We start from the raw sequence: 22,867 nt of genomic DNA, 5'->3' as shown, positions 1-22,867 counted from the left end.
TCAAACAAACGAATTCCCAAGAGAATCAACTAGTGGTCAGGGAGGAGCGGTTGTGAATGAGATATGAGAAGCTGGAAGATCTGCTGGATGTAGTAAATGCACGTTTGTTGAAAGTAAAAGGATGTCACTATCTCATTCGCAGCTTGACGATTGGCATTGTGCTGGCTTGTATCTGGATGATTGGCGGACGCTTCTTCCTGATTAACTTTTATAGAAATGGCGCATGGGGCAGTGTGGTCTTAGCAGTAATCACCGCGAGTGTTTGGTTGTATCTACATCGGCCTCGGCATCAAGATGCTGCCCAAATCATGGATAAGCATGGTTTGGAAGATCGCATCTCGACAGCGCTGAAATACGCGGAGCAAACTTCCGTGCTGGCTGATCTTCAACGGCAGGATGCTCTTCACAAAGCGAATCTCTTCGTGGATGAGCAGCTCACTAAGGTGGTCGTTTACCGGATTACCCGCAAACAGTGGATGCCAGGAGCAATTGCGCTATTCGTGTTTGGCTTGCTGCTGATCCTGCCTAATTCCAACGATTCGATGCTAAAGCAAGACGGCAAAGAACGTCAGTGGGTGGCAGATCAGCAGAAACAAGTTGCTGAATTTGTGAAAGAATTGGAAACGAAGCCATCGCCTTTGCCTGCTATGAAGCAGGTGGCAGAGGATCTAAATGAATTAGAGCGTAGATTAGCTCAAACGCCGACGACGGCGAAAGCGCTCGAAGAACTGGAAAAATCGTTGAAGAAAATGGAAACGACAATTGGTGATATGGAGAAACAACAAAAACGCTCCGAGCAGTGGGCGGATTCAATGCAGCGAACAGAAGCGCTTCGCGAATTAGGGAAAACGCTGGAACAGAAGCAGACAGAGAGTATGCAGAGCGAGCTTGCAAAGCTCGGTGAGCAAGTTCAGAAGATGACGCCGGAGCAGAAGCAGCAGCTTGCAAGTGAATTAGAGCGGCTGGCGGCATCAGCGGCAGCCGCTTCACCGGAAGCGGAGCAGCAGCTTCGTGAGCAGCTCCAGCAGGCCGCGAGCGCGCTGCGCAGCGGCGAGGACCCTGCTGCGCAGCTTGGCCAGCTGCAGGCCGGCCTTGCGGCGGCCAGCGCCGCACAGCAAGCTCTGGCGCAGCAGCAGGCGCAAGCTGCGCAGGCAGCCGCGAGCCTCGCTGCGGGAGCGCTGCCGCAAGCGCGCCAGCTCGCCGCGAGCGGAGCGCAGCCCGGGCAAGCCTGGGCGCCTGGCGGCCGCGCCGAGCGGCTTGCTGCGGCCGGCAGCGCTCCGGCGCCTAATGCCGGCGCGGCGGCGGCTGGGGCGCCAGGGGCAGCTCCGCCCGGCAGCGGCGCGGGTGGACCTGCGGGCGCAGGAGCCGGGGGCACGCCAGGCAGCGGGCCCGGCCAGAGCGGCGGGCCTGGCGGGGGTGTCGGCGGCACGCAGGGCGGCACTGGAGCGGGCTCACGCGGGCTTGTGACAACGCCGCGCGAGCGCTCCGGCACCGGTGGGACGTTCGCCGATGGCGGGCCAACCAGCGGCAGCGGCGGCGAAGTCAGCCAAGGCGGGAAGGCTCCGGCAATCGACGGAGCCTCTCGCCCGTATGAAGATGTGTATGCCGAATACGCGGCAGAAGCGTCGAGCGCACTCAATCGCTCTGAGCTGCCGCAGCATATGCAAAATAGGGTGAGAGATTATTTTCTGGAAATTCAACCGCAGCGATAGGAAGTATGGCAATAGGAGGGGACGTTCGCCACATGGTCGAGTCAAAGAAACAGTTGGATGAATGGGGATCAGCAATTCGTCACATGCAAGAACAAATTGGTCGTGTCATTGTAGGCCAGCAAGACGTGGTTGAACAACTGCTCTGGTGCATTTTGGCTGGAGGACATGCGCTGCTTGAAGGGATTCCGGGTCTGGGGAAAACCATGCTGGTCAAAACGATAGCAGATACCGTTGATCTTCAATTTTCACGCATTCAATTTACACCGGATCTGATGCCGGCAGATATAACGGGGACGAATGTAATTCAATTTGGCACACAAGGGGAGACCTCCTACAAGTTTCAAAAGGGTCCTTTATTCGGTCACGTCGTGCTCGCAGATGAAATTAATCGGGCTACACCCAAGACTCAGAGCGCGCTTCTGGAGGCTATGCAGGAGAAGACGGTAACGGTTGGTTCGGAAACCTATCGACTGCCTGCTCCTTTTTTTGTGTTGGCAACTCAAAATCCCTTGGAGCAAGAGGGGACCTATCCGCTGCCTGAAGCACAGTTGGATCGTTTTCTGCTGAAAATACATGTCACGTATCCTACGAAGAGTGAATTGAAAGAAATTGTTTTGCGGACAACCTCAGCCCAACAGCTTCAGGCTGAGAAAGTAGCGGATGGCGCACTGCTGCGGGACATTCAAACTGGTTTGAAAGACATTCTGGTTGCCGAGGATGTTCTCGATTATGCGGTGCAGCTGCTGATGAATACACACCCTGAAGAAGCGACAGCTCCTGAATCCGTTAAACAATATGTCCGCTTCGGCTCAGGCCCTCGTGGTGTTCAGGCGATGATTGCCGTTTCCAAAGTCAAGGCATTTCTGGCAGGCAGATTTCATGTCTCCAAGCAGGATTTGAATGTGGTGGCAGTCCCGGCCCTGCGGCATCGGTTGTTTCTGAATTTCGAAGGCCAAGCCATGGGTATTTCGCCGGACAGCATCATTGCATCCATTATCCAAACGATGGAGAGCGGCCGATGAGTACAGGTTTGAATTTGCTGGACCCGGCTCTAATGCGCCGTCTGGATCAAATGAGCATAGCGGCAAAAAGCCGGATTCGAGGAACGATGCAGGGGAGAAGACGCTCCAAAGATCAGGGTTCATCGCTGGAATTCGCTGATTATCGACTGTATACGCCTGGCGATGATACGCGTCAATTAGATTGGCATGCCTATGGACGCACGGGTAAGCCCTTCATCAAACTTTTCATGGATGAGCAGGAACTGCAAGTTCATTTGTGGCTGGATGCTTCGAAATCGATGGATTTTGGTCAGAAGGACGGCAGTGGCTCCAGCAAATGGGCGTACGCCAGGCAGTTGGCTGCTGGCATTGGTTATTTGGCTCTAAATCGATTCGATCGTGTCAGCGCCGCGATGTTTACAACGCAAATAACACGGCAGATGCGACTTGTCCGAGGGAAAGGAAGCGCACCGCGGCTTTTCGAGTTTCTGACAGGTGGTCAGCCATTGGGGGAAGGCGATATTGGGGCTGTCTTTCGAAATCCTGCCTGCTTGCCTCGCCAAGCGGGGATGACTTGGCTGTTCTCTGATTTTCTATATGAACAAGGGATTGAAGAGTCGCTCAAGTATTTGCTTGCCGCGAAGCAGGAAGTCATCGTCGTGCAAGTGCTGGCTCCTGAAGAGATCAACCCTTCGTTTAGCGGAGAGCTGCGATTAATTGACAGTGAGTCAGGAGCTGCTAGAGAAGTAGCGATGAGCAGCAAGGTGCTGGAGTCCTACAGAGCGGCCGTACAGCAATACACACAGTCGCTAAAAGCATTTTGTTATGAGCGAGGAATCACCTATTTGCTGGCGGTGACGGATATCCCGCCAGGTGATTTTCTGTTAGGCACATTAAGAAACAACGGACTTGTGAGGTGAAGGGAGCTTTCACTTGTGAGCGAATTGCAAGGTGCCGCGCCGGGTTTGCCAGAAACACCATCCGTAAATCAGGATGAAGATGATGATTAGAACGGTGGAACAGCGATACATAAAGGCATAGCTCCCGCTGCTGGTCGCAATTGCCCCCAGAGCCATAGCTCCTAGGCCGATGCCCAGGTCATTGGCGGAGAAGAAGGTGCCATTGGCTGCGCCTCGGCGGCTGGGTTCGGCACGTGCGATCGTCCACGCTTGCAAGGCTGGTTGCAAGGATCCGAAGCCGACGCCATAGCAAAGCGCAGAGATAGCGAGACTTAATTCGGAATGCGCGTAAGAGAGCAGGAGCAGTCCGACAATCGTGAAGAGTGCGCCGGGAAAAAGCACCCAAGCTGGTCCTTTTCGATCAAAAAGGATGCCGGTAATGGGCCGAATAAGCAGCACCATTGACGCGTTGCACAAGAAAAACCAACCTACATTCGAAATGCCGGCTTCATGGCCAAACAGGGTGATGAAGGTCACAATGCCTCCGTAACAAATGGCTGTACAGAGCAAGAGAGCGGAAGGAAGCAGAGACGATCGTTCCCATAACCGATCTATGAGTTTTGGCGGTTGAGCCGACTTTTCGAGAGGCTGAGGTTTGTTATACGTAATAAATAAAGAACTAAACAAAGATAGCAAGGCAAGAATCGTGGAGATAAGCAGTACGCGAGGGAAACCGTACGTGCTCATAATCCATAGACCTGTCAGCGGCGCGAGAGCCATGGCGAACGTATTCGAAAGACCATAATAGCCCATGCCTTCACCTCTCCGCTCAGGCGGAATAATATCGGCGATGACCGTGCCGAGAGAGGTTGTGGACATGCCCCAACCGATGCCATGCACGAAGCGGGCCGCAAGAATGAGGGCAATGGCGGCCATATAAGAGTATCCGGCAATCGTTAAAGCACAGATCGCAAGGCCGACAAGCAGGACATGTTTTCTCCCCAGCAAATCGAGTGCTCGACCTGCGAAAGGCCGGGTCAACAACGAGGAAATCGTAAAAACGCCAATAACCAAACCAACCTGAACGTCGCTTCCTCCTAACTCAGATACATGGGTCGGGATGGTTGGAATGAGCATCTGAAAACTAAAGAAGAGCAATAGATTGGATAAGGATGTAATTAGAAAAGCTTTGGTCCATAAGGGCTTTTGTTTCTTATCTTGTTTAGATATTGGCGCCATGATACCTCCGATGTTGTTCATAAGCAAAGTTGTTAGACAAGGGAAAAACAAGTCTACGCGAAGTAGTATGCCCAAGATGAGGACAATGAACGCAAGACGTAAGGAAACGTCCATCACGGCCAGAAAGGAGAGTACTCATGCAATTCGCAACTTTAAGCGGGCTATGGTTCTCGCTTTCAATTCCGGTTATCCTGCTGCTGTATATGCTGAAACGTCAATATCAGGATACCGAGGTATCCAGCCATATGCTGTGGCAGCGAATTCTCCGAGAACAGGAAGCCAACAAGCCATGGCAGCGGCTGCGCAGACATCTTCTGCTATTCCTTCAACTTATAGCGGCAATCCTGCTGATCCTTGCTATCATGCAGCCATTTGTGCAAGGTCAGCAAAAGGCAAAGGCGCATATCTTTTTCGTCGTGGATGCCTCAGCCAGCATGCAAGCGCGCTTGGAACAGGGAACAAGACTGGAAGCCGCCAAACAAGCTATTCTTGATTATGCGCGAAAAGAAGCAAAGGGCAGCAGTTATTCTTTGCTGGTTATGAAAGATCAGCCTGAATTGCTTGTGCAGCGAACGGCAGATATTGCTGCACTCGAGGCGGCCTTGCATCGGGTTTCGCCATTTTATGGACATACGCATGCACAAGAAGCGATTTCGTTAGCCTCTGCCTTAACCCGTGAAGAGAAGGATGGTGAAGTGCGTATCTATACGGATCGTCAATGGACGGACAACCTGGAAGGCATATCATTTGCCATTCCTGTTCGTATCCAGGAACCAGGCGTTTCCATAACCAATGGAGCGCGTGTGGATTCTGACATGGGGAATGTGGCCATTACCCAATTTGGCGTGAAAGGCAGCCAGAATGGCGAACAATTCCGTGCTGTAGCAGTTTTGAAGAATTGGGGGATAACGCCTGTCACGGTAAAGACAAAACTATCGACGGATATATCTGAGGTTCGCACGGAATCTTTGGCGCTCAAGGCAGGAGAACAAAAATCACTGTATCTTGAGAATTTGCCGGCTGCACGGGTTTACCAGATCCAATTGGCTGCACCCGATGCCCTCGAAGCGGATAATGTGGCTTACGCTTTCCCGGAAGGAACAGGCAGAATCCAGATCGCTTATGTTGGCGAAGGCAATTTATTTCTGCACAAAGCGCTCGCTTTAGCCAAGGCAGATGTGCTGCAAATTCAGAAGGACAAAGACGGGTTATATCCGGCGCCGGCTAATGTTACGCCAGATTTGATTGTTCTGGACGGGATCGAGGAGGCAGATCTTAAGACAGCTAAATGGCAGCAATTGCTGATGTCCAAACCAATTTGGCAGTTTGCATCACATGCCGAATCTTCGGATGCAACTCCAAATGTCGCTGATTTTACCGTTATGGAGCATCCGGTAACGCGCTATTTGCATTTGCAGGATGTCCATATTATGCAGGCGCAGAAAAGACAGCCAAGGCCATGGGAAAAAGCGATCATTTCGGCCAAAGACTTCCCGCTGGTGCTGGCAGGCTCGGAAAACGGGCGAACCAAGCTGAGGTTTGCCTTTTCACTGGAACAATCGGACTTCCCGCTGCGTTCTGAATTTCCGGTGATGGTGCAAAATGCCGTGTCCTGGTTGACTGAACAACAAGGTGGCAATCTGGGACGTGTCACAGCCGATGAACGAATTGAAATGACCTTTCACCCTGAAACGTTGAAAGCGGTGTGGAAGACGGATAGGAACAATGGTGAGGAACAGGCAGCAGAGCGTTCGAAGGAAGCATTATCCCCTGTTCAAAAGGTGCCAAGCCTGCCTGGTTTGTATGAATTCGCTGAGTATGGAGCGGCAGGTGAAGAATTGCAGGTTCGCAAGTTAGCTGTCGTCATGGACGCTAGTGAATCCAACAATAAGGCCAGTGAAGAAAATCAATTGAATAGGATTGCCACACAGGCAAGCAAAGCTGAGAATGCTACAAATAGTGAAACGGTACTTGACCTAATTGACCTTATTCCTTGGCTTATTATAGCCTTGCTGATGGTGATGGTCTTCGAATGGGAGGTGTATCGACGTGGGAATTCTGGTTGATCATTGGTCCATTTTGGGGCTTCTGCTGCTTCTGCCTATCTACATAGGCTGGTTGTGGATAAGTTTGCACAGGCTTCAGGGTGCTCGTAAAAAGCTGGCTATCGGTCTCCGAACCTTCTTGCTGTTGCTTCTCGTATTCGCGCTCGCTGGACCGCAGTTGACGACAGGACTGCATCACAAAAGCATCGTGTTCGCTGTTGACCGCTCGGATAGTGTGAAGCAAGATGGGAATGAAGCGGCTTGGATTCAAGCGGCAGCGAAAGCGCGCGGTTCCGAGAAAGACGAAGCGGGAGTCGTCTCTATGGCTTTGCAGGCTTCCATTGAGAAGCCGGTAGACAGCAGACCGCTGGATGGTTTTCAAATGACAGCAAAATCGAATCCGCAGTTTTCTAATGTAGCCTCGGGCTTGCAATTGGCAGCCGGGCTTCTGCCTGGCGATAATACGGGGCGAATCATCCTCCTGTCAGATGGCGAAGAAAATGTAGGAGAGCTGCTAAGTCAAGGCAAGCTATTGCGCGATCGTGGAATCCGTGTAGATGTGGTTCCCTTGGCCGGCAAAGAGCGGCGAGATGCTGCTATTGAGGCGGTTCGGCTGCCTGAGAAACTGTATCAAGCAGAAGCCTATACGGTTGAAGTTGTTATAAGATCGACGGCTTCGGCTCCTGCGCAATTGCGGGTATTCGAAGACAATCGGGAGATGACGGCTCAGTCCGTTCAACTGAATAAGGGCGAGAACCGATTTGCCTTCCAATCGTTAGCCAAAGAACCGGGCTTTCATCGATATCGGGCCGAGGTTTACCTGGAAGGTGATGAACAGTCTGCCAATAATACGCATTATGGCTTCAGCAGCGTCCAAGGACCGCCGAAAGTCCTTATTGTAGAAGGGACTGCTGGCATTTCCAAAAATGTGGAAGGAGCTTTGCAGTCGGCGCTTATTCCTTATGAAACGATCGTACCCGAGCTTCTTTCCAATGATTTTGTCACATATACGGGTTACCAGAGCATTCTCCTGAATAATGTAGCGGCTACCCAAATTCCGCAGATCAAAATGGAGATGATCGAGCAAGCCGTTCGCGATTACAGTGTTGGACTCGTGATGCTGGGGGGAGATAACAGCTACGGCTTGGGGGGATATTTCAAAACGCCGATTGAACGAGCCCTGCCTGTGTACATGGACCTTCGCGGGAAAAGGGAGATTCCGTCATTGGGCATTGTACTCGTGATGGACAAATCGGGCAGTATGTCCGGCGACAAAATAAAACTGGCCCAAGAAGCCGCGTCACGCACCGTTGATTTGCTGAGAGAGAAGGATACACTGGGCGTACTTGGTTTTGATGGATCGCCGCAGTGGTTCGTAGATCCTCAGAAATTGACAGACAAAGCCAGTGTCATTCAAAAGATTAATGCGATCCCCGCTGATGGCGGTACGGAAATTTACACGGCTGTAGAGGAAGCCTATGCCAAGCTTTCGAAGATTGATGCGCAGCGCAAGCATATAATTCTGCTTACGGACGGACAATCGTCTACGACTCAAAGCTATGAAGCGCTGACCGAGCAAATGCAGAAGGGGCAGATCACCATGTCCACCGTGGCCATTGGGACAGATGCCGATCAAGCGCTGCTAAGCCATCTGGCTGAACTGGCCAAGGGAAGATACTACGCGGCGGTTGACCAAACGACAATACCGGCTATTTTCAGTCGGGAAGCGGTCTTGATCTCGCGGACCTATGTGGTGAATCAGCCTTTTGTGCCGGCTGTGACGGGCGGATCCGATTGGAGCAGCTTTCTGGGGCAGGGGCTTCCTGTGCTGAATGGTTATATTGCGACAACATCCAAAGAAGCGGCTGAAGTAGTCCTCGCCAGTTCCGAGCCTGACCCCATCCTGGCCAGGTGGCAGTACGGCTCAGGCCGCACTGTCGCCTGGACCAGTGATGCAACAGGCGCCTGGTCAGCGAACTGGGTGACTTGGCCGGGATTTACGCACATGCTGACCTCCATGATCAAATGGACATTTCCGCAATTTGAAGCATCGCCGATTGAGCTTCGCACGCAGTTGAAAGGCAATGAATTGGTCCTGCAGGCGACAAGCGGGAATCAAGAGTGGAGCGGCTCCGCGATTCAAGAGGAGTTAAGGGTGAATGTTACGGATGAATCTTTAAATAAACAGGAAGTCGCTTTCACTTCCACAGCGCCAGGAAGTTATTCCGCTCAACTGCCTGTGGATAAGTCTGGCGTATATTTGAGCAAAATCGAGCTGCTTGCTTCAAGCGGCGAAGCCGATGCGGAGAAGCGGGTCGTCGGCAGCTCGACGACAGGGTTCGTGATCCCTTATTCCCCGGAATATCGGATCACGGACGGACAAGGGCTCGTTAAGCTGCAGCAGCTTGCTGAGCTTACCGGCGGACGGATGCTCTCTCTGGAGCATCCGGAGATGGCCTTTGCTTACGCTGCTGCACCGCAGAAGCGGTTGACCCCCATCCGCGCGTACCTGCTGATGGCGGCGCTCGCGCTGCTGCTGCTCGACATCGCAGCGCGTCGATTGTCGCTGCCGCCCGGCCTGTGGGCCCGGGCGTTCAGCAGGCGGGCAGCCGCTCCGGCGAGCCCGCTGCCCCTAGCGCAGACGCCGATGGCGCGTCTGCGGGAGCGCAAGCAGCTTGCGGAGCACAAGCTGCAGCGGACCGAGGCCGCGGCGGCGAAGCCGCGGCTCATTCCCGAGGAGCCGCCGACGCAGGCTGCGGCTCCCACGGCGGCGGCGGAGCCTGCGCCGCCGGACGGCATGAGCCGTTTGCTGGAAGCCAAACGGCGGGGCCGGAAATAGCGGCTTACGCTAGCAATTTCTGATCAGGTGCGATACACTATTTGTAGAAGGGTGTCGAATGTGGATGCCCTATTGACAAGTGAATTAGGGGGGGGATTTGTTTGGCTAGAAATAGCTACTCCATCGGTATCCTGTTAATTGGCCTGGCCGTCGTTCTGCTGCTCGGGAAACTCGGTTTTTTCCATTTTGTGCTTTCCTTTTTTTGGCCTCTCGTATTGCTCATTCCGGGGCTGCTGTTTCATTTCCTGTTCTTTAACCGGACGTTGCCTGTAGGCGTACTCGTGCCAGGCGGCATATTAACGACTTATGCACTCATGTTCTTTTATTGCAATGTGTTCGGATGGGGCTCCATGAGTTATCTATGGCCTGGATTCATTTTGGGCGTGGCTGTCGGTTTATACGAACTTCACTTATTTGATCGCGGAAGCGACCGGGGAGTTTTGATTGGCGCCATGGTACTGGGAATCATTTCAGCAGTTTGTTTTGGGCTCACTTTGCTGCTTCATTTAGGGATCTATGTAATCGCTTTGATCCTTGTTCTGGCAGGCGTTGCTATGATAATCCGACGGCGAAATGTGTGGTAGCAAGTGTCAACGTAATGTAAAAGTTTTAATTTGGCTGGCTTTTATCTTGCATAATGTCGATAAACTGCGTATAATAAGTGTAAATGTCAAGCGTCGGCGCTTATGTCCGACGCTTGTTTTATGAACAGAGACGAAAATTATAGGGTAGAGAGGGTTTGACATTCATGCACGCAAGAGACAAGATACGCAATATTGCGATTATCGCACACGTTGACCACGGCAAAACAACACTCGTAGATAAATTGCTTCAACAATCCGGAACTTTCCGCGATAATGAGGCTATTCAAGAAAGAGCAATGGATTCCAACGATCTAGAGAGAGAACGCGGTATTACCATTCTTGCGAAAAATACGGCGATTAACTATAAAGATTACTTGATTAACATTGTAGATACACCTGGACACGCCGACTTTGGCGGAGAAGTTGAACGTATCATGAAAATGGTAGACGGCGTATTGCTGGTTGTTGATGCTTTCGAAGGCACCATGCCGCAAACGAAGTTCGTTCTGCGTAAAGCTCTGGAGAGCAACCTTTCTCCAGTTGTCGTTGTTAACAAAATTGACCGTCCAAACGCACGCCCTCAAGAAGTTGTGGATGAAGTTCTTGACTTGTTCATCGAGCTTGGCGCAACTGACGAGCAGCTTGATTTCCACGTGGTTTATGCTTCCGCTCTTCAAGGGACTTCAAGTCTTGATGCAGAGAAGCAAGATTCCAACATGGAAGCCATTTACGAAACGATTGTCAGCCACATCCCAGCTCCTACAGAGGATGTTGAACAACCGCTGCAATTCCTTGTTACATTGATGGATTACAATGAATACTTGGGTCGTATCGGTGTAGGCCGTGTGAACCGCGGTAAAATTCGTCAAGGCCAAACGGTTGCAGTTATGACGCGTGAAGGCGGACAGAAGCAAGCTAGAATCGAGAAACTTTTCGGTTTCACAGGCTTGAAACGTATTGAGATCGAAGAAGCGGCAGCAGGCGACATCATCGCGATTTCTGGTATCAAAGATATCAACATCGGTGAAACGGTAGCAGATCCTGCGAATCCAGAAGCATTGCCAGTACTGAAAATTGATGAGCCAACGCTGCAAATGACGTTTGTCGTGAACAACTCTCCTTTTGCAGGCCGCGAAGGCAAATGGGTAACTTCCCGTAAAATTCGTGAGCGTTTGTACAAAGAGTTGGAAACAGATGTAAGCTTGCGCGTTGAAGATACAGATAGCCCGGATGCGTTCGTCGTGTCAGGCCGCGGTGAGCTTCACTTAGGTATTTTGATTGAAAACATGCGTCGTGAAGGTTTCGAATTGCAAGTTTCCAAACCGGAAGTTATCATTCGCCAAATCGATGGTCAAAAAATGGAGCCAATCGAGCGCCTAATTATCGACGTACCGGAAGACAGCATGGGTTCCGTTATGGAGAGCTTAGGTTCACGCAAAGCTGAAATGGTGAACATGATCAACAATGGCAGCGGCAACGTTCGTTTGGAATTCTTGATTCCAGCGCGTGGTTTGATCGGTTACAGAACGAACTTCTTGACGCTTACACGCGGTTACGGAATTATGAACCATGCTTTTGACAGCTACGGTCCATACCAAGGAGCAGGTGTTGGTGGACGTCACGAGGGTGTACTTGTATCCAGTGAATCCGGTGTTTCTACACTTTACGGAATTCTTTCCGTCGAAGATCGCGGTATTCTGTTCGTTCATCCGCAAACAGAAGTTTACGAAGGAATGGTTGTTGGCGAGCACACGCGTGACAATGATATCATCGTAAATATTTGTAAAGAAAAAGCGGTTAACAACATTCGTTCTGCAAACAAAGAAGAAACGGTCAAAATGAAAACTCCTCGTATGTACTCATTGGAGCAAGCGCTTGAGTATTTGAATGATGATGAGTATTGTGAAATCACACCAAAATCGGTTCGTATCCGTAAAAAGATTTTGAACAAAAGCGAGCGCGAGCGTGCGGAAAAACACCGCAAAACAGCGGAAGCAAACGTATAATTCACAAAGTTTTCTTAAAAGGGGAAATGTCAGCCATTGTGCTGCATTTCCCTTTATTTTTTTGGGCGAATAAGCGATAATAAAGGTTAAATCTATCTAAAACCTATCTAAATCAAGAAACGGAGTGTATGTTCGGTGAGCGTAATAAACGAATGGTTTGGCAATCACATTTACATCACGTATTTGTTAATCTTTATATTCATGTCCTATGTGTATAACAAAGTTTTCCGCACACGCAAATTGCCAATACTCAAAACTGCGTTAATTTATGTATTGATGGCTATCGGTTCTATTATGCTGCTTGGTTTTCAATTAGTTGGTTTACCGATCGTTCTATGCTTAACAGTAGCCATTTCATTGATGTTTCTAGTGCGGATTCGATACTTTTTTGAGAAAAGAAGCGGGAATCGGCCGACGTAATCGATTCTAGTCCTGGAGGCATATATGACGCGATTTTGGTTAACGCCGATTAAGAGCTATTCTCCTTTGGTCTTAGGTGCTGATCGCATGGAGTGCAAGCCGCTTGCTGACTTGGAGGTTCTCCGAGCCCAAGCACAGGAGAAGCATCCGAGGCTGCTGCCTATGTATAAAGCTAGTCTCCTACTGAGTGATGATGAGGACGTATGTGGATCAGACCTCATAGAGCTCGATTTGTCGGACTCTGAAGATGTTGTCTTCAATGGTGATCCTTATCACTTGTCTCACTGTGCTGAGGCCTTTCTGGACCGTCTCCTTGGGCGTCAGGAAGTTTGGGATTTGGTGAATGCCATAGAGGAAGAGGACAGTTCGGACAAGCTGGCTCCCCAAGCGCAATGGAGGCAGCTGTGGCTGCAATGGCTGGAATCTGGTTGCGACGTTATTTTACTCAGAGAGGATGGAGTTTGAATTGAATCTCCAAGATACATTCTTTAATTGGCTGCAAATGCATATCGTTCATGAAGCAAGACCTGATGATGAAGCAGCCAAAGAAACCCTGGATTTTTTTGCGCTTATTTTGCGCGAAGATCATGGGGTTCGTCAAATTCAATTTATAAATGAAGAAGATCGCAGAAAAATTCACATTGCCTTTGAACGGGAAGGCGCCAGCCATACACAGAGCTTCGAACGAGAAGCGGCAGAAAAGCTGTTGGATGATATTAATTCAAATCCCATATACAATAATCAATAAGTGGACAATGACTCATAACTTTTTGAATCAGACGTACAATAAGGTATATCTGGTAATTAAAGGAGTGTTTCGATGCATTGAAAATAGATACATAAAGGTGGAACGCTTGCCACCGGCTATGCTATACTGTAAGTGTAAGCAGCGTTTTCAACCACCTAGTAGGAGGCGCAATCGATATGGCTGAACACATCCCAGCTCTACCGGAGCAAATGATTGTACGCGCCCGCTTCATGATCATGACAGCTGAATATGAGAAAACTTGCGTAAGCCGAGTCAACGTGTCTACACCCGGCCAAGTTTTTGGTGCGATAAAAAAAGCCTAGATCTGCATGTTTGCAGTCAGGCTTTTTGTTATCTTTCCGCGAATTAAGGGGTAGGATTACCTGTTGTATTCGCGTCATTAGGTCCTTGATTACGGGTTGGATTGCGAATATCGCGCGGCAGCTGTGGCATCACACGGCCTACGATATCAGCCATTTGCTCAGCGAATCCGGTAATTGGTCTTCCTGCTTGGATGTTATCCCGAATGTTGCGCAGACGTTGGTCTAAGTCCAAATCGGCTGTAACGATCGCATTGACACCATAAGGGTCTTTCTTGAGGGCCTCAGCAACGGAGTATTTGACCGTTCCCACTTTGGCACGATCCAAGTCCTTCTTGATATTAATGCCCACGACTGCCGTATTGCCGAAGACAACACAATGCGCGCTCTCAACCATAGGGATACTGGTGGCTAGCTGCTCCAAACGCTGCGCAACAGCTTTCGAATCTTTGATCTCGAGCTTTTGTGGAGCGATCTGTTGTACTTTCACTTGTCTTTGATTCGGATCTTGAGAGGGGGCACCACTTTTCGGCGCTTGACTACAGCCAACCGCGAGGGTCAGTACCAACACAAATACGCACAATAGTCTCACTAGAATCGATCCTTTCCTCAATCTCGCGTTTAGTTTGTCCTGCGCAGCTAGGTTGTATGTATCATCAAATATAACCAATGATCTAACGCCAAATCTGGGAGGGGACACACCAATGAAAAAAATTTACGTGTTAGATACCAATGTGCTGCTTCAGGACCCTAATGCTTTATTCGCATTTGAAGACAACGAAGTAGTCATACCCGCCGTGGTGTTGGAGGAAATCGATTCGAAGAAACGAAATGCGGAGGAAATTGGCCGTAATGCCAGACATGTGTCGAGATTGCTTGACGGTCTCAGAACCAAGGGGAGTTTATCCGATGGGATCACGCTCGAACATGGCGGCAGCATCAAAGTGGAGCTCAATCATCGCAGCTTTGCGAAGCTGCAAGATACATTTGCGGAATTAACGAATGATAATCGAATCCTGGCGGTCGCGCTCAACTATCATTTGGAAGAGCAGGAGAATGAAGTTCCTAGACCGGTTGTGATCGTAAGTAAAGATACATTAGTACGCATTAAAGCGGATGTTCTCGGTATTCCTGCACAGGACTACTTAACAGATCGCATTGTGGCGCAAACGGATATGTACACCGGTTACATCACCCTTTTCGTACATCCTTCTGTCATTGATGAATTCTATTCCTACCGTTTCTTGACGGTTACCTCGCTTAATCTGGGATACATGCTGCATCCTAATGAATTTGTTATTCTGCGGGATGAGCTTGGATCTTCCAAGTCAGCTTTGCTGAAAGTGACTACGGATGCCAAAAAACTGGAACCGCTCTTTATGAGCAATGATCCCATTTGGGGAATTGCCGCGCGCAATGCGCAGCAACGTATGGCTCTTGAGCTCCTGCTCAATGACGATATCCCGCTCGTCACCCTGACTGGGAAAGCGGGTACAGGTAAGACGCTGCTGACATTAGCCGCGGGCCTTATGAAGATTGAGGATGATCGCAAGTACAAGAAGTTGTTGATTGCTCGGCCTGTTGTACCGATGGGGAAAGATATTGGTTACCTGCCTGGTGAAAAAGATGAAAAGCTGCGGCCATGGATGCAGCCGATCTACGATAATTTGGAGTACTTGTTCGACACCAAAAAACCGGGAGACATTGAGAAAATACTTGCCGGACTCGGTAGTATCCAAGTTGAGGCCTTGACGTACATTCGCGGACGTTCCATCCCTGGGCAATTCATTATCATTGATGAAGCCCAGAACTTATCCAAACACGAAGTGAAAACAATTGTTTCACGTGTGGGGGAAGGCAGTAAAATCGTTCTCCTAGGCGACCCTGACCAAATTGACCATCCATATTTGGATGCTTCCAGCAATGGTCTGACTTATGTTGTGGAACGATTTAAGCAAGAAGGCATCAGCGGACATATCACGCTCGAACGTGGTGAACGTTCACATCTGGCGCAGTTAGCAGCCGATTTGCTTTGAAATAAGAAATCCCTCATCCCGGAAGCGGGGTGAGGGATTTTTTTGGAATAAAGAGTTTATATGTTTTGGAGTGAACAGAGGGAACTACAGTCCGCTATTCTAGCCAAAAGTATCCATATCGCGGGGGTGAGGGAACTTCAGTCCGCTATTTTGCTGTTTCAAGGCAAATTCAGCGTTTTTCGTGGAAATAAGACCCTGTAGTTCCGCTAATACCATAGCGTGCCAGCTATTTGCCTATATAGCGTCCTCTAGTTCCCTTAACAGGTTTTGTCGCTACTAGTAGGCTGATCTCTCGGGGCGGCGAAGCCGTTTTTTCTTTGTCAGGAAAGCATTTCGATGCGGCAGCGGTAAGCCTTGGCGATACCGTGCATCAATTCTCCGAGTTGCCGATCCGCGATAAAGACTTCGCGGTTTTCATCATCTTGGTACTGAGCGAGCAGGTGCTCTTCCATCTGAAGAGCTGCTTGATCAACTTCGGCCTGGGGGCTGCCTGGAGCAAAACGGAAGGAAACGACTAATTTATCGTAGAGGTAGTCGTTCTCGGCGTGGCTTGTAAATCCGTAATCGCTGAAGAGATCTGTTAGCTCAGCATCAGGTGGCAGCAGACGAAGATCCATAAGATCCGCTTCGATGCCCAACTCCTTGATAACAGCCAATACGGCTATTCGTTGTTCCTTATTACTGACGATCAACATCTCGTTGTCGTGATCGAATAATGCCATGCTGCCAGCGAGCGCTTTGGTAATCTGTGCATACAAACCGGGCAGCTTGCTTTCCGGCAAATCGATTAACAAGCCAATTTTTGATTCCATGGGAAGTCCTCACTTTACATTAGCATCCACTGCTAGTCTACAGGGATAGTTTAAGTTTCACTACGGCGACGCCATTTTTGGTTTCGACGCTAACAACATCGAGATAATTGACTATTTTCTTGGGAATAAAACCTAGCTGAAATTCTTTGGTGAAATCTTCGATTGTGGTATCCGGCAGAGTAAATCCATTGAATTCAAGCTTCTCCACAACGAAGCGGACTTCATTCATATCGGGATTTTCTTTCAACACAAACTTGCCTTCCAAAGTAACTTCGATATTCTCTTTTTTGCCTTTGGCAACGATGTTTCCATCAGCAAATTTGAAATTGAGATTTTTCAGAAGGTCATTTTTGGTGTGAATATACGTATTGAAATCCGTATCACTGATGGTGATAACCGGGTTCTTGATGGATGATAGGTCCATAAATTTACTTTCGTTGGTTACGTATTGCGGCAATTCACGGAAAGCTGTAGATAAGCTGTTCAAGTACTCGCGGAATAAAGGGACGCCTTCTTGCTTCCATTGCTCATTTAAGCTTTTGATTTGGCTCTGGATGACTTGTGCTTGGGCGCTGACAGCCAATTGTTTGTCCAATTCCTCTTGGAGCTTTACGAGGCGTTCGCGCTGTAAGAGGAACTTATCTTTCGTCTGCTGAAGCTCAGCTCGCGAGGTTTCCAGTTCTGTCTTGAGGCTCTTTAATTTATTGAATGAGTCCGTAAAAGTGGATAAAGCGCGATGATCGTTCGTGATAATCATTTGCAGATATTCAAACATCCGCAGCGCATCCGCAAAGGAGCTGACGCTGAAGAGCAGCATCCAGATAGAATCGCGGTCTCCAGTATAATAAGCTCTCATGACTTTGCCGGCATGTTTGCGAGTGCTCTCAACATTGCTGTGCTGCTTGGCGATATCTTGTTCATTTTGCCCAATTTGAACAACCATTTTGGCGTCTTGTTCATTTAAACGGCTGACTTCTTTGTCGATCTCGAAAATGGTAAGTCCTTTCTGCACGAGTTCCTTGGCTTCATCCGTTGCAGGGCTCGTTTCAACGGCGAGTGCAGGATGCAAAGGAATGGTGAGTTGTGTAAGTAAAAGAGCAGCCATTAGGATAAGTATGATTTTATATTTCATTGAACGAATTCTCCCCCTATGAACAGATTATCATATTTCTATTAAATGAAGCACAAAAAAATACTTACCTCTGGGGAAGAGGTAAGTATTTGCCTTACATCTATTTCTTGGCCGGTGTGATTAATTTGAGAATATCATTGAAACTCTTTACGTTTTTGGGCACTTCTTTGGTGAGCGGTGATGCTTGATTAATAGCCTCGTAGCTCTGGTGAAGCAGGATGTGATTATCTTGTGCTTTGCCATCCGCTGTAACCGTAAAGTTGATATCGATTGTTTGATCGCGGATAAAACCTTTGTCATCGATAGCGACCACTAGCTTGCTGGGCGCTTTAAGCTGTAGACCATTGAGCTGAGTTTTCTTGAACTGGTCGGCTTGTTCGGTTGAGAGGAAGCCGTTCGTTTGCAGCGTGCCAATAAATTCGGGCAGCTTGGCTTGCAGCGCGGTATTGACTTCTTTTTCATTTTTGCTTGTGAGTTCTACGCTGATGGATTTGGCTGAAGAGCCATCCTTCAGTTTGGCTGGTTCTTTGGCTTCTTTGAACCATTTGGCATCCACGCCGCTGAATACAAGATTGCTAAGCGATGTTGACAATTGCGATGTGTTTTTCAAAGTGTCCAGGGATAAAGGGCTTTTGCCAGTTTGGCTTAATTGCTGCATATCAATGGCATAGAACTCATCTGCTGTCTTATTTAATGCTGGCATATTAAAATACAATTTGCTATCTTTAATGAGAATTGGTATCTCAAAAGGCGATGTAGAGCCCTTAGGCGTTATTTTCAAGTCAGTTTGAAATTGGAGGGGCTCCACGTTGCTGATCCCTTTCCAATCGATCGTGCTTTCTTTGACAAGCGATAATAGGCCATTAGTTAAAGGGTTGGATGATTTCAACAAACCATCGCTTATTGATAACGTAGTACCCCCATCGAATGTGTACGATGTCATTTCTTTTTGCTTGCTAATTGCTTGATCCAAAGCCTCTTTTACTTTGGTGTTGTCTGTACAGGCTGTCAACGAAACAAGGCTGATCGCCGTTACGGCTGTTAAAGTTACCCACTTTTTTGACATGCTTTTCTGTCTCTCCTTCCATAATCCTACTTTATTATAATGGTTTCCTATAGGTTTGTCTTTAAGTAAACAATTGGAGGTTGATCTTTGAACATGAAACAACAGTTGGGCCACCCAGAAGTGGTGAATGCTCTCATAGATGCGATGGATTTAAATGATGATAAAGCCATACCTTTTCGCGAATATATGGCAATTTGCCTATACAGTGAACCCTACGGATATTATCGCAATGAGAATCCTAAGATAGGTAAACAAGGCGATTTCTATACGAGCTCCTTCATTGGATCTGTAATGGGTGAAATGATAGCTGCTTTTATAACCAAACAGGCAGCTTCGGCTTCAAGTGAACAGGGAGTCCTTCACCTTGTTGAATGGGGAGGAGGGTCTGGCCGGATGGCCCTTCATATTATGGAGGAAATAAAAAACACTAGCCCTGCCTTGTATGACCGGGTCCGCTATACATTGATTGAATCGAGCGCCTATCACCGGGAACTGCAACGGACAGCGCTGCAGGATCATGCTGCCAATATTACGTTTGCGCAAGCGGAGGAGTGGCTTGCCCAAGAACCTCGGGAGCAGCTCTACGTGCTTGCTAACGAGCTTCTTGATGCCTTTCCTGTTCATCGCATTCGCTATAAAAACTCGGATTTTCAAGAATCTTATGTCCATTGGCGCCACGAAGAGCAGGAATTTCAAGAATTCTGGCGTCCCATTCGCTCGGAACGTCTATTAGACTTCCTTGCCCAAAGTAAAGTTCAATGGCTGGACGGGCAAATCGGCGAGATTAATCTTGAGGCGGAGACATGGATAGCGGGAATTGCTAGTCGAATGGAAAGCGGAAGTGTGCTTGTCATTGATTATGGAGATGTTGAAGCTGAACTATATGCTCCTCATCGCTATCAAGGTACTTTCATGTGTTATCGGCAGCATCAAGCTCATGATAATCCATGGATTCATCAAGGAGAACAAGACATGACTGCTCATATAGACTTTAGTTTTATCGAAAAGGTGGCACTCCAGAGCGGCTTTGCGGATGTCACGCTCCAGACGCAGCGGGAGTTCCTGGTAGAACAGGGGATATTGCAGAAACTGCAGGATCACTTCGATCCGAATCCATTCAGCGAGGTTTCCAAAAGAAATCGTGCGATTCGGCAATTATTGCTCAGTGATCATATGAGTGAACTATTCAAAGTCTTTATTGCAACGAAAAAAAGGTGAGCCGCTGACTAAGCGGTCCACCTTTTTGCTTTGTTGTTAAGGTTGTGGGAATTAGATGGACATTTTGAAAAATGACCAGTACGTAAAGCCGCTGAAGGAAATAATCATATATCCCCAGAACAACAATATGTAAGTGCGTTCTGACAAGCGCATATAGCCTAGAATGACGAATACGGCTGTTTGAAAAAAGAAAATCAGAGACATAGGTATCATATCGCCTGCTAAGCTCATAAGCGCGATAACAAGTGTCCAAAAACCTAGAACCCGAAACATGCGATCCATTCTCGTTACATCCCCCTCTCGTACCACGTTGCACTTTAACTACAACACATTATACCTTTTGAACTGAGCGGTGTAAACCGTCAAACGGTGACGAAATTCAAAACATTTCATCAGATAGTAGTAGTATGTCTTTTTATCCGAATCCCATGTATGAGTGTCAAAAAATTTGGCAATACCATTTAGTATCAAATAGATTCTATGAACTCTAGTACGGGCATAGAAATAGTACTAATGGCACGAATCAATTTATACCTGTTATCTACGAATTGATTCTTCTTTTAACTGCATCTGTACATTATGATTGGGAGGTTTGACCATATGTCGGCAATTAGACAAGATGCTTGGAGCGATGAAGACGACTTGATCTTAGCGGAAGTGACACTGCGTCACATACGAGAAGGCAGCACACAATTATCTGCGTTTGAGGAAGTTGGAGAACGCATTGGACGTACAGCGGCGGCTTGTGGATTTCGCTGGAATAGCTTTGTAAGAAAGAAATATGAAGCAGCCATACAAATTGCCAAAGCGCAACGTCAAAAGAGAACGCAGCTCAAGAAGCATGCGGCAGTGTCCATCTCTGGCTCGGCTTCCATTGGGCTATTGGATAATCCGGAGTTATCGCAGGGGAAATCAGAATCATTTACAGAAGAAACGCTGTCGATTGACGCAGTGATTCGGTTCTTGCGACAGTGGAGAAGCACGTATCAAGATATGAATCGACATATTAAAAGCTTGGAGAAAGAGCTGCAGGACAAAGAGGATGAGTTAGATAGACTAGGCAGGGAAAACAACAAGCTGAACAAGCAAGTAAATGAAGTTGAAACGGATTATCGCGTCGTGAATGACGATTATAAAGCGTTGATTCAAATTATGGATCGAGCGCGCAAGATGGCCTTTTTAGTGGAAGAAGCGGAAGAAGAGAAACCGCGGTTTAAGATGGATGCAAACGGAAATTTAGAAAGAGTAGACTAGTTAGGAAACTTCAACTTTACGATATGCCTAATTATAGAAGCTTCGGAACAGGGTGAACCCTTGGACTGAAGCTTTTTTACTGTATAATAAGGTCTGTGAGGGGATGATTAAATGCGTATAATGATTGTCGGAGCGGGTTCTTTGGGACTGTTGTTTGCCGCGAAGCTGGCGGCCTATTGTGAACGACTAACGGTAATTACGAGGACAAGAGAACAAGCTGGGGAGTTGGCTGGGCAGGGGCTTGAATTCAATGACGCAGATGGATGTCAAAAACTAAAACAAAATGAGAGCCTTGAATTTGGCTATTTTATAGAAGAAGAACAAAAAGCGGCAGTTGCCACAAACTCAAAACCTTATGATTATATCTTTCTTATGGTGAAACAGCCTGCGATTACGAAAGAGCTTGTGGATTACCTGGATAATCACATGGATGAGCGGACTTATCTACTCTGTTTTCAAAATGGGATGGGTCATGAAGAGAAGCTGGGTGAAGTGATTGATTCGCATCGCTTGCTGCTCGCTGTGACTACGGAAGGGGCAAGACGAGATGGGTTCACACGGGTTTCGCATACGGGTCATGGCGTAACCTACATAGGGTCCATGCAGCATTCTGAAGAAATAGATCCTTCTGCACATTTTTTGTTAGTAGAACTGCTTGGGAAGGCAGGATTTCAATCGGAGATGTCGAAGAACATGGATGTAAGAATATGGAGCAAGCTGATTATCAATGCTGTTATCAATCCGCTTACGGCTATTATGCGCGTGACGAATGGTGAATTGCTGAACACGACTTCGTCGATGTCTTTGATGGAAGCATTGTATCAAGAAGCATATGCTGTGGCCCTAGCACAAGGCGTAGCGCTTCCAGATCGCTTGTGGGAAAGTTTGCTGGGAGTCTGCACAGCTACAAGTCAAAATCATTCATCGATGCTGCAAGATATTGAGAATTCCCGACCTACGGAAATAGATCGTATTAACGGAAGCTTATTGGCAATAGCGAATAAGCTGAATATGAAGCTTCCAACGCACGAGACCGTGTATCTTCTCGTTAAAGCTCTAGAATAAGAAGGTGATTACTATGTGGAACCTAATAGCCAGTTGGTTTTTGAACTTATATGCTGTATTGACAGTGGCGCCTTTTATTACGTTTGCGCTACTGTGGTTTTTGGTTTATGTTTTTCTGCGTGACAAAAAAATGACAACGAGACTCACGATGGATGTTACAACCCTATTTTTACTTGGCTCTGTCTCAGTCATGTGGAATAAGCTGTTTCATACCCATTTTGGCTTTTGGTTGATTACCCTAGTGCTGCTAATTGCTTTCGGCGTTATTGGAGGTTATCAAACCCATATGAAAGGACAAACCGATTTATTGAGGGTGAGCAGGGTCGTTTGGAGATTAGGTTTTCTGGGATTATCGGCCTTGTATATCCTGTTGTTTTTTTTGCACGTCGGAAAAAATTACATTTTTTCGACGTAGCAAGTTGTTTGATATGCCGGAATCGCAAGAAAAATTCTTTTTTTTATTAATATTTT

The 22,867-nt window shown here is 48.0% G+C and carries 22 protein-coding genes; 16 read left to right on the top strand and 6 right to left on the bottom strand.

Going from position 1 to position 22,867, the window contains the following annotated elements; translation table 11 throughout:
- The first annotated feature begins 56 nt into the window (after nt 1-56).
- From IEY34_RS00945 to IEY34_RS00935, 3 genes are read left to right on the top strand one after another with little or no spacing between them, the layout of a single operon-like run.
- A complete protein-coding gene (locus IEY34_RS00945; protein WP_189006311.1) occupies nt 57-1,712 on the top strand; it encodes a DUF8809 domain-containing protein in 1,656 nt (551 codons plus the stop codon).
- 32 nt (nt 1,713-1,744) lie between these two features.
- Nucleotides 1,745-2,734: an AAA family ATPase gene (locus tag IEY34_RS00940; RefSeq protein WP_189006308.1), complete on the top strand. Its 990-nt coding sequence runs from the start codon at nt 1,745-1,747 to the stop codon at nt 2,732-2,734.
- Nucleotides 2,731-3,633, top strand: a complete 903-nt coding sequence (locus IEY34_RS00935) for a DUF58 domain-containing protein (protein WP_189006305.1) — start codon at nt 2,731-2,733, stop codon at nt 3,631-3,633. Before IEY34_RS00940 ends, IEY34_RS00935 begins: the two co-directional genes overlap by 4 nt.
- A 9-nt stretch (nt 3,634-3,642) precedes the next feature.
- Here IEY34_RS00935 and IEY34_RS00930 read toward each other — a convergent pair whose 3' ends face one another.
- The gene (locus tag IEY34_RS00930) at nt 3,643-4,851 is read right to left on the bottom strand and encodes an MFS transporter (protein WP_189006302.1); all 1,209 of its coding nucleotides are present in this window, start codon (nt 4,849-4,851) and stop codon (nt 3,643-3,645) included.
- A 137-nt stretch (nt 4,852-4,988) separates the two neighbouring features.
- On the opposite strand from IEY34_RS00930, the gene IEY34_RS00925 reads away from it, so the two are divergent.
- From IEY34_RS00925 to IEY34_RS00890, 8 genes are all read left to right on the top strand, one after another.
- Entirely contained in the window at nt 4,989-6,917 is a 1,929-nt protein-coding gene (locus IEY34_RS00925; RefSeq protein WP_189006299.1) for a vWA domain-containing protein, read from the top strand.
- Complete coding sequence (locus IEY34_RS00920) at nt 6,901-9,735, top strand: VWA domain-containing protein (RefSeq protein ID WP_229757399.1); 2,835 nt, start codon at nt 6,901-6,903, stop codon at nt 9,733-9,735. The genes IEY34_RS00925 and IEY34_RS00920 overlap by 17 nt, the downstream gene beginning before the upstream one ends.
- A gap of 101 nt (nt 9,736-9,836) precedes the next feature.
- Nucleotides 9,837-10,319, top strand: a complete 483-nt coding sequence (locus tag IEY34_RS00915) for a LiaF transmembrane domain-containing protein (RefSeq protein ID WP_189006296.1) — start codon at nt 9,837-9,839, stop codon at nt 10,317-10,319.
- Nucleotides 10,320-10,483: 164 nt separating this feature from the next.
- A complete protein-coding gene (gene typA, locus IEY34_RS00910) occupies nt 10,484-12,325 on the top strand; it encodes a translational GTPase TypA (RefSeq protein WP_189006294.1) in 1,842 nt (613 codons plus the stop codon).
- A 144-nt stretch (nt 12,326-12,469) separates the two neighbouring features.
- Nucleotides 12,470-12,745 carry a YlaH-like family protein gene (locus IEY34_RS00905; protein ID WP_189007031.1) on the top strand — a complete coding sequence of 92 codons (276 nt, stop codon included), beginning with the start codon at nt 12,470-12,472 and terminating at the stop codon, nt 12,743-12,745.
- A gap of 24 nt (nt 12,746-12,769) precedes the next feature.
- Nucleotides 12,770-13,210, top strand: a complete 441-nt coding sequence (locus tag IEY34_RS00900; protein ID WP_189006291.1) for a hypothetical protein — start codon at nt 12,770-12,772, stop codon at nt 13,208-13,210.
- Between the two features lies 1 nt (nt 13,211).
- Nucleotides 13,212-13,493 carry a hypothetical protein gene (locus IEY34_RS00895; RefSeq protein WP_189006289.1) on the top strand — a complete coding sequence of 94 codons (282 nt, stop codon included), beginning with the start codon at nt 13,212-13,214 and terminating at the stop codon, nt 13,491-13,493.
- A 176-nt stretch (nt 13,494-13,669) separates the two neighbouring features.
- On the top strand, nt 13,670-13,816 hold the full coding sequence (locus tag IEY34_RS00890; protein ID WP_189006286.1) for a hypothetical protein: 147 nt from the start codon (nt 13,670-13,672) through the stop codon (nt 13,814-13,816).
- Nucleotides 13,817-13,859: 43 nt separating this feature from the next.
- Here IEY34_RS00890 and IEY34_RS00885 read toward each other — a convergent pair whose 3' ends face one another.
- Entirely contained in the window at nt 13,860-14,405 is a 546-nt protein-coding gene (locus IEY34_RS00885) for a YhcN/YlaJ family sporulation lipoprotein (protein ID WP_189006283.1), read from the bottom strand.
- Between the two features lie 112 nt (nt 14,406-14,517).
- Here IEY34_RS00885 and IEY34_RS00880 point away from each other — a divergent pair, with 112 nt between their 5' ends.
- Nucleotides 14,518-15,849, top strand: a complete 1,332-nt coding sequence (locus IEY34_RS00880) for a PhoH family protein (protein ID WP_189006281.1) — start codon at nt 14,518-14,520, stop codon at nt 15,847-15,849.
- Nucleotides 15,850-16,169: 320 nt separating this feature from the next.
- On the opposite strand, the gene IEY34_RS00875 is transcribed toward IEY34_RS00880, so the two are convergent.
- The 3 genes from IEY34_RS00875 to IEY34_RS00865 form a co-directional block, all read right to left on the bottom strand.
- Nucleotides 16,170-16,661, bottom strand: a complete 492-nt coding sequence (locus IEY34_RS00875; RefSeq protein WP_189006278.1) for a hypothetical protein — start codon at nt 16,659-16,661, stop codon at nt 16,170-16,172.
- A 37-nt stretch (nt 16,662-16,698) separates the two neighbouring features.
- Nucleotides 16,699-17,793 (bottom strand): coiled-coil domain-containing protein, encoded by a 1,095-nt coding sequence (locus tag IEY34_RS00870; protein ID WP_189006275.1) that lies wholly within the window; start codon nt 17,791-17,793, stop codon nt 16,699-16,701.
- Between the two features lie 100 nt (nt 17,794-17,893).
- Complete coding sequence (locus tag IEY34_RS00865; RefSeq protein WP_189006272.1) at nt 17,894-18,859, bottom strand: hypothetical protein; 966 nt, start codon at nt 18,857-18,859, stop codon at nt 17,894-17,896.
- A 93-nt stretch (nt 18,860-18,952) separates the two neighbouring features.
- On the opposite strand from IEY34_RS00865, the gene IEY34_RS00860 reads away from it, so the two are divergent.
- Nucleotides 18,953-20,077, top strand: coding sequence for a class I SAM-dependent methyltransferase (locus IEY34_RS00860; RefSeq protein ID WP_229757427.1), 1,125 nt, complete (start codon nt 18,953-18,955; stop codon nt 20,075-20,077).
- Nucleotides 20,078-20,128: 51 nt separating this feature from the next.
- On the opposite strand, the gene IEY34_RS00855 is transcribed toward IEY34_RS00860, so the two are convergent.
- A complete protein-coding gene (locus IEY34_RS00855; protein WP_028558057.1) occupies nt 20,129-20,359 on the bottom strand; it encodes a DUF2626 domain-containing protein in 231 nt (76 codons plus the stop codon).
- Between the two features lie 318 nt (nt 20,360-20,677).
- On the opposite strand from IEY34_RS00855, the gene IEY34_RS00850 reads away from it, so the two are divergent.
- The 3 genes from IEY34_RS00850 to IEY34_RS00840 all read left to right on the top strand — a co-directional run bounded on the left by IEY34_RS00850 (nt 20,678) and on the right by IEY34_RS00840 (nt 22,811).
- The gene (locus IEY34_RS00850) at nt 20,678-21,331 is read left to right on the top strand and encodes an RsfA family transcriptional regulator (RefSeq protein WP_189006266.1); all 654 of its coding nucleotides are present in this window, start codon (nt 20,678-20,680) and stop codon (nt 21,329-21,331) included.
- 111 nt (nt 21,332-21,442) lie between these two features.
- Nucleotides 21,443-22,396, top strand: coding sequence for a ketopantoate reductase family protein (locus IEY34_RS00845; RefSeq protein WP_189006263.1), 954 nt, complete (start codon nt 21,443-21,445; stop codon nt 22,394-22,396).
- A 13-nt stretch (nt 22,397-22,409) separates the two neighbouring features.
- The gene (locus IEY34_RS00840) at nt 22,410-22,811 is read left to right on the top strand and encodes a DUF3397 domain-containing protein (protein WP_189006261.1); all 402 of its coding nucleotides are present in this window, start codon (nt 22,410-22,412) and stop codon (nt 22,809-22,811) included.
- Nucleotides 22,812-22,867: the final 56 nt, after the last annotated feature.

The sequence above is a fragment of the Paenibacillus marchantiophytorum genome (assembly GCF_014640555.1).
Classification (GTDB): Bacteria; Bacillota; Bacilli; order Paenibacillales; family NBRC-103111; genus Paenibacillus_E; species Paenibacillus_E marchantiophytorum.
This window is presented reverse-complemented; position numbering and strand designations above follow the sequence as displayed.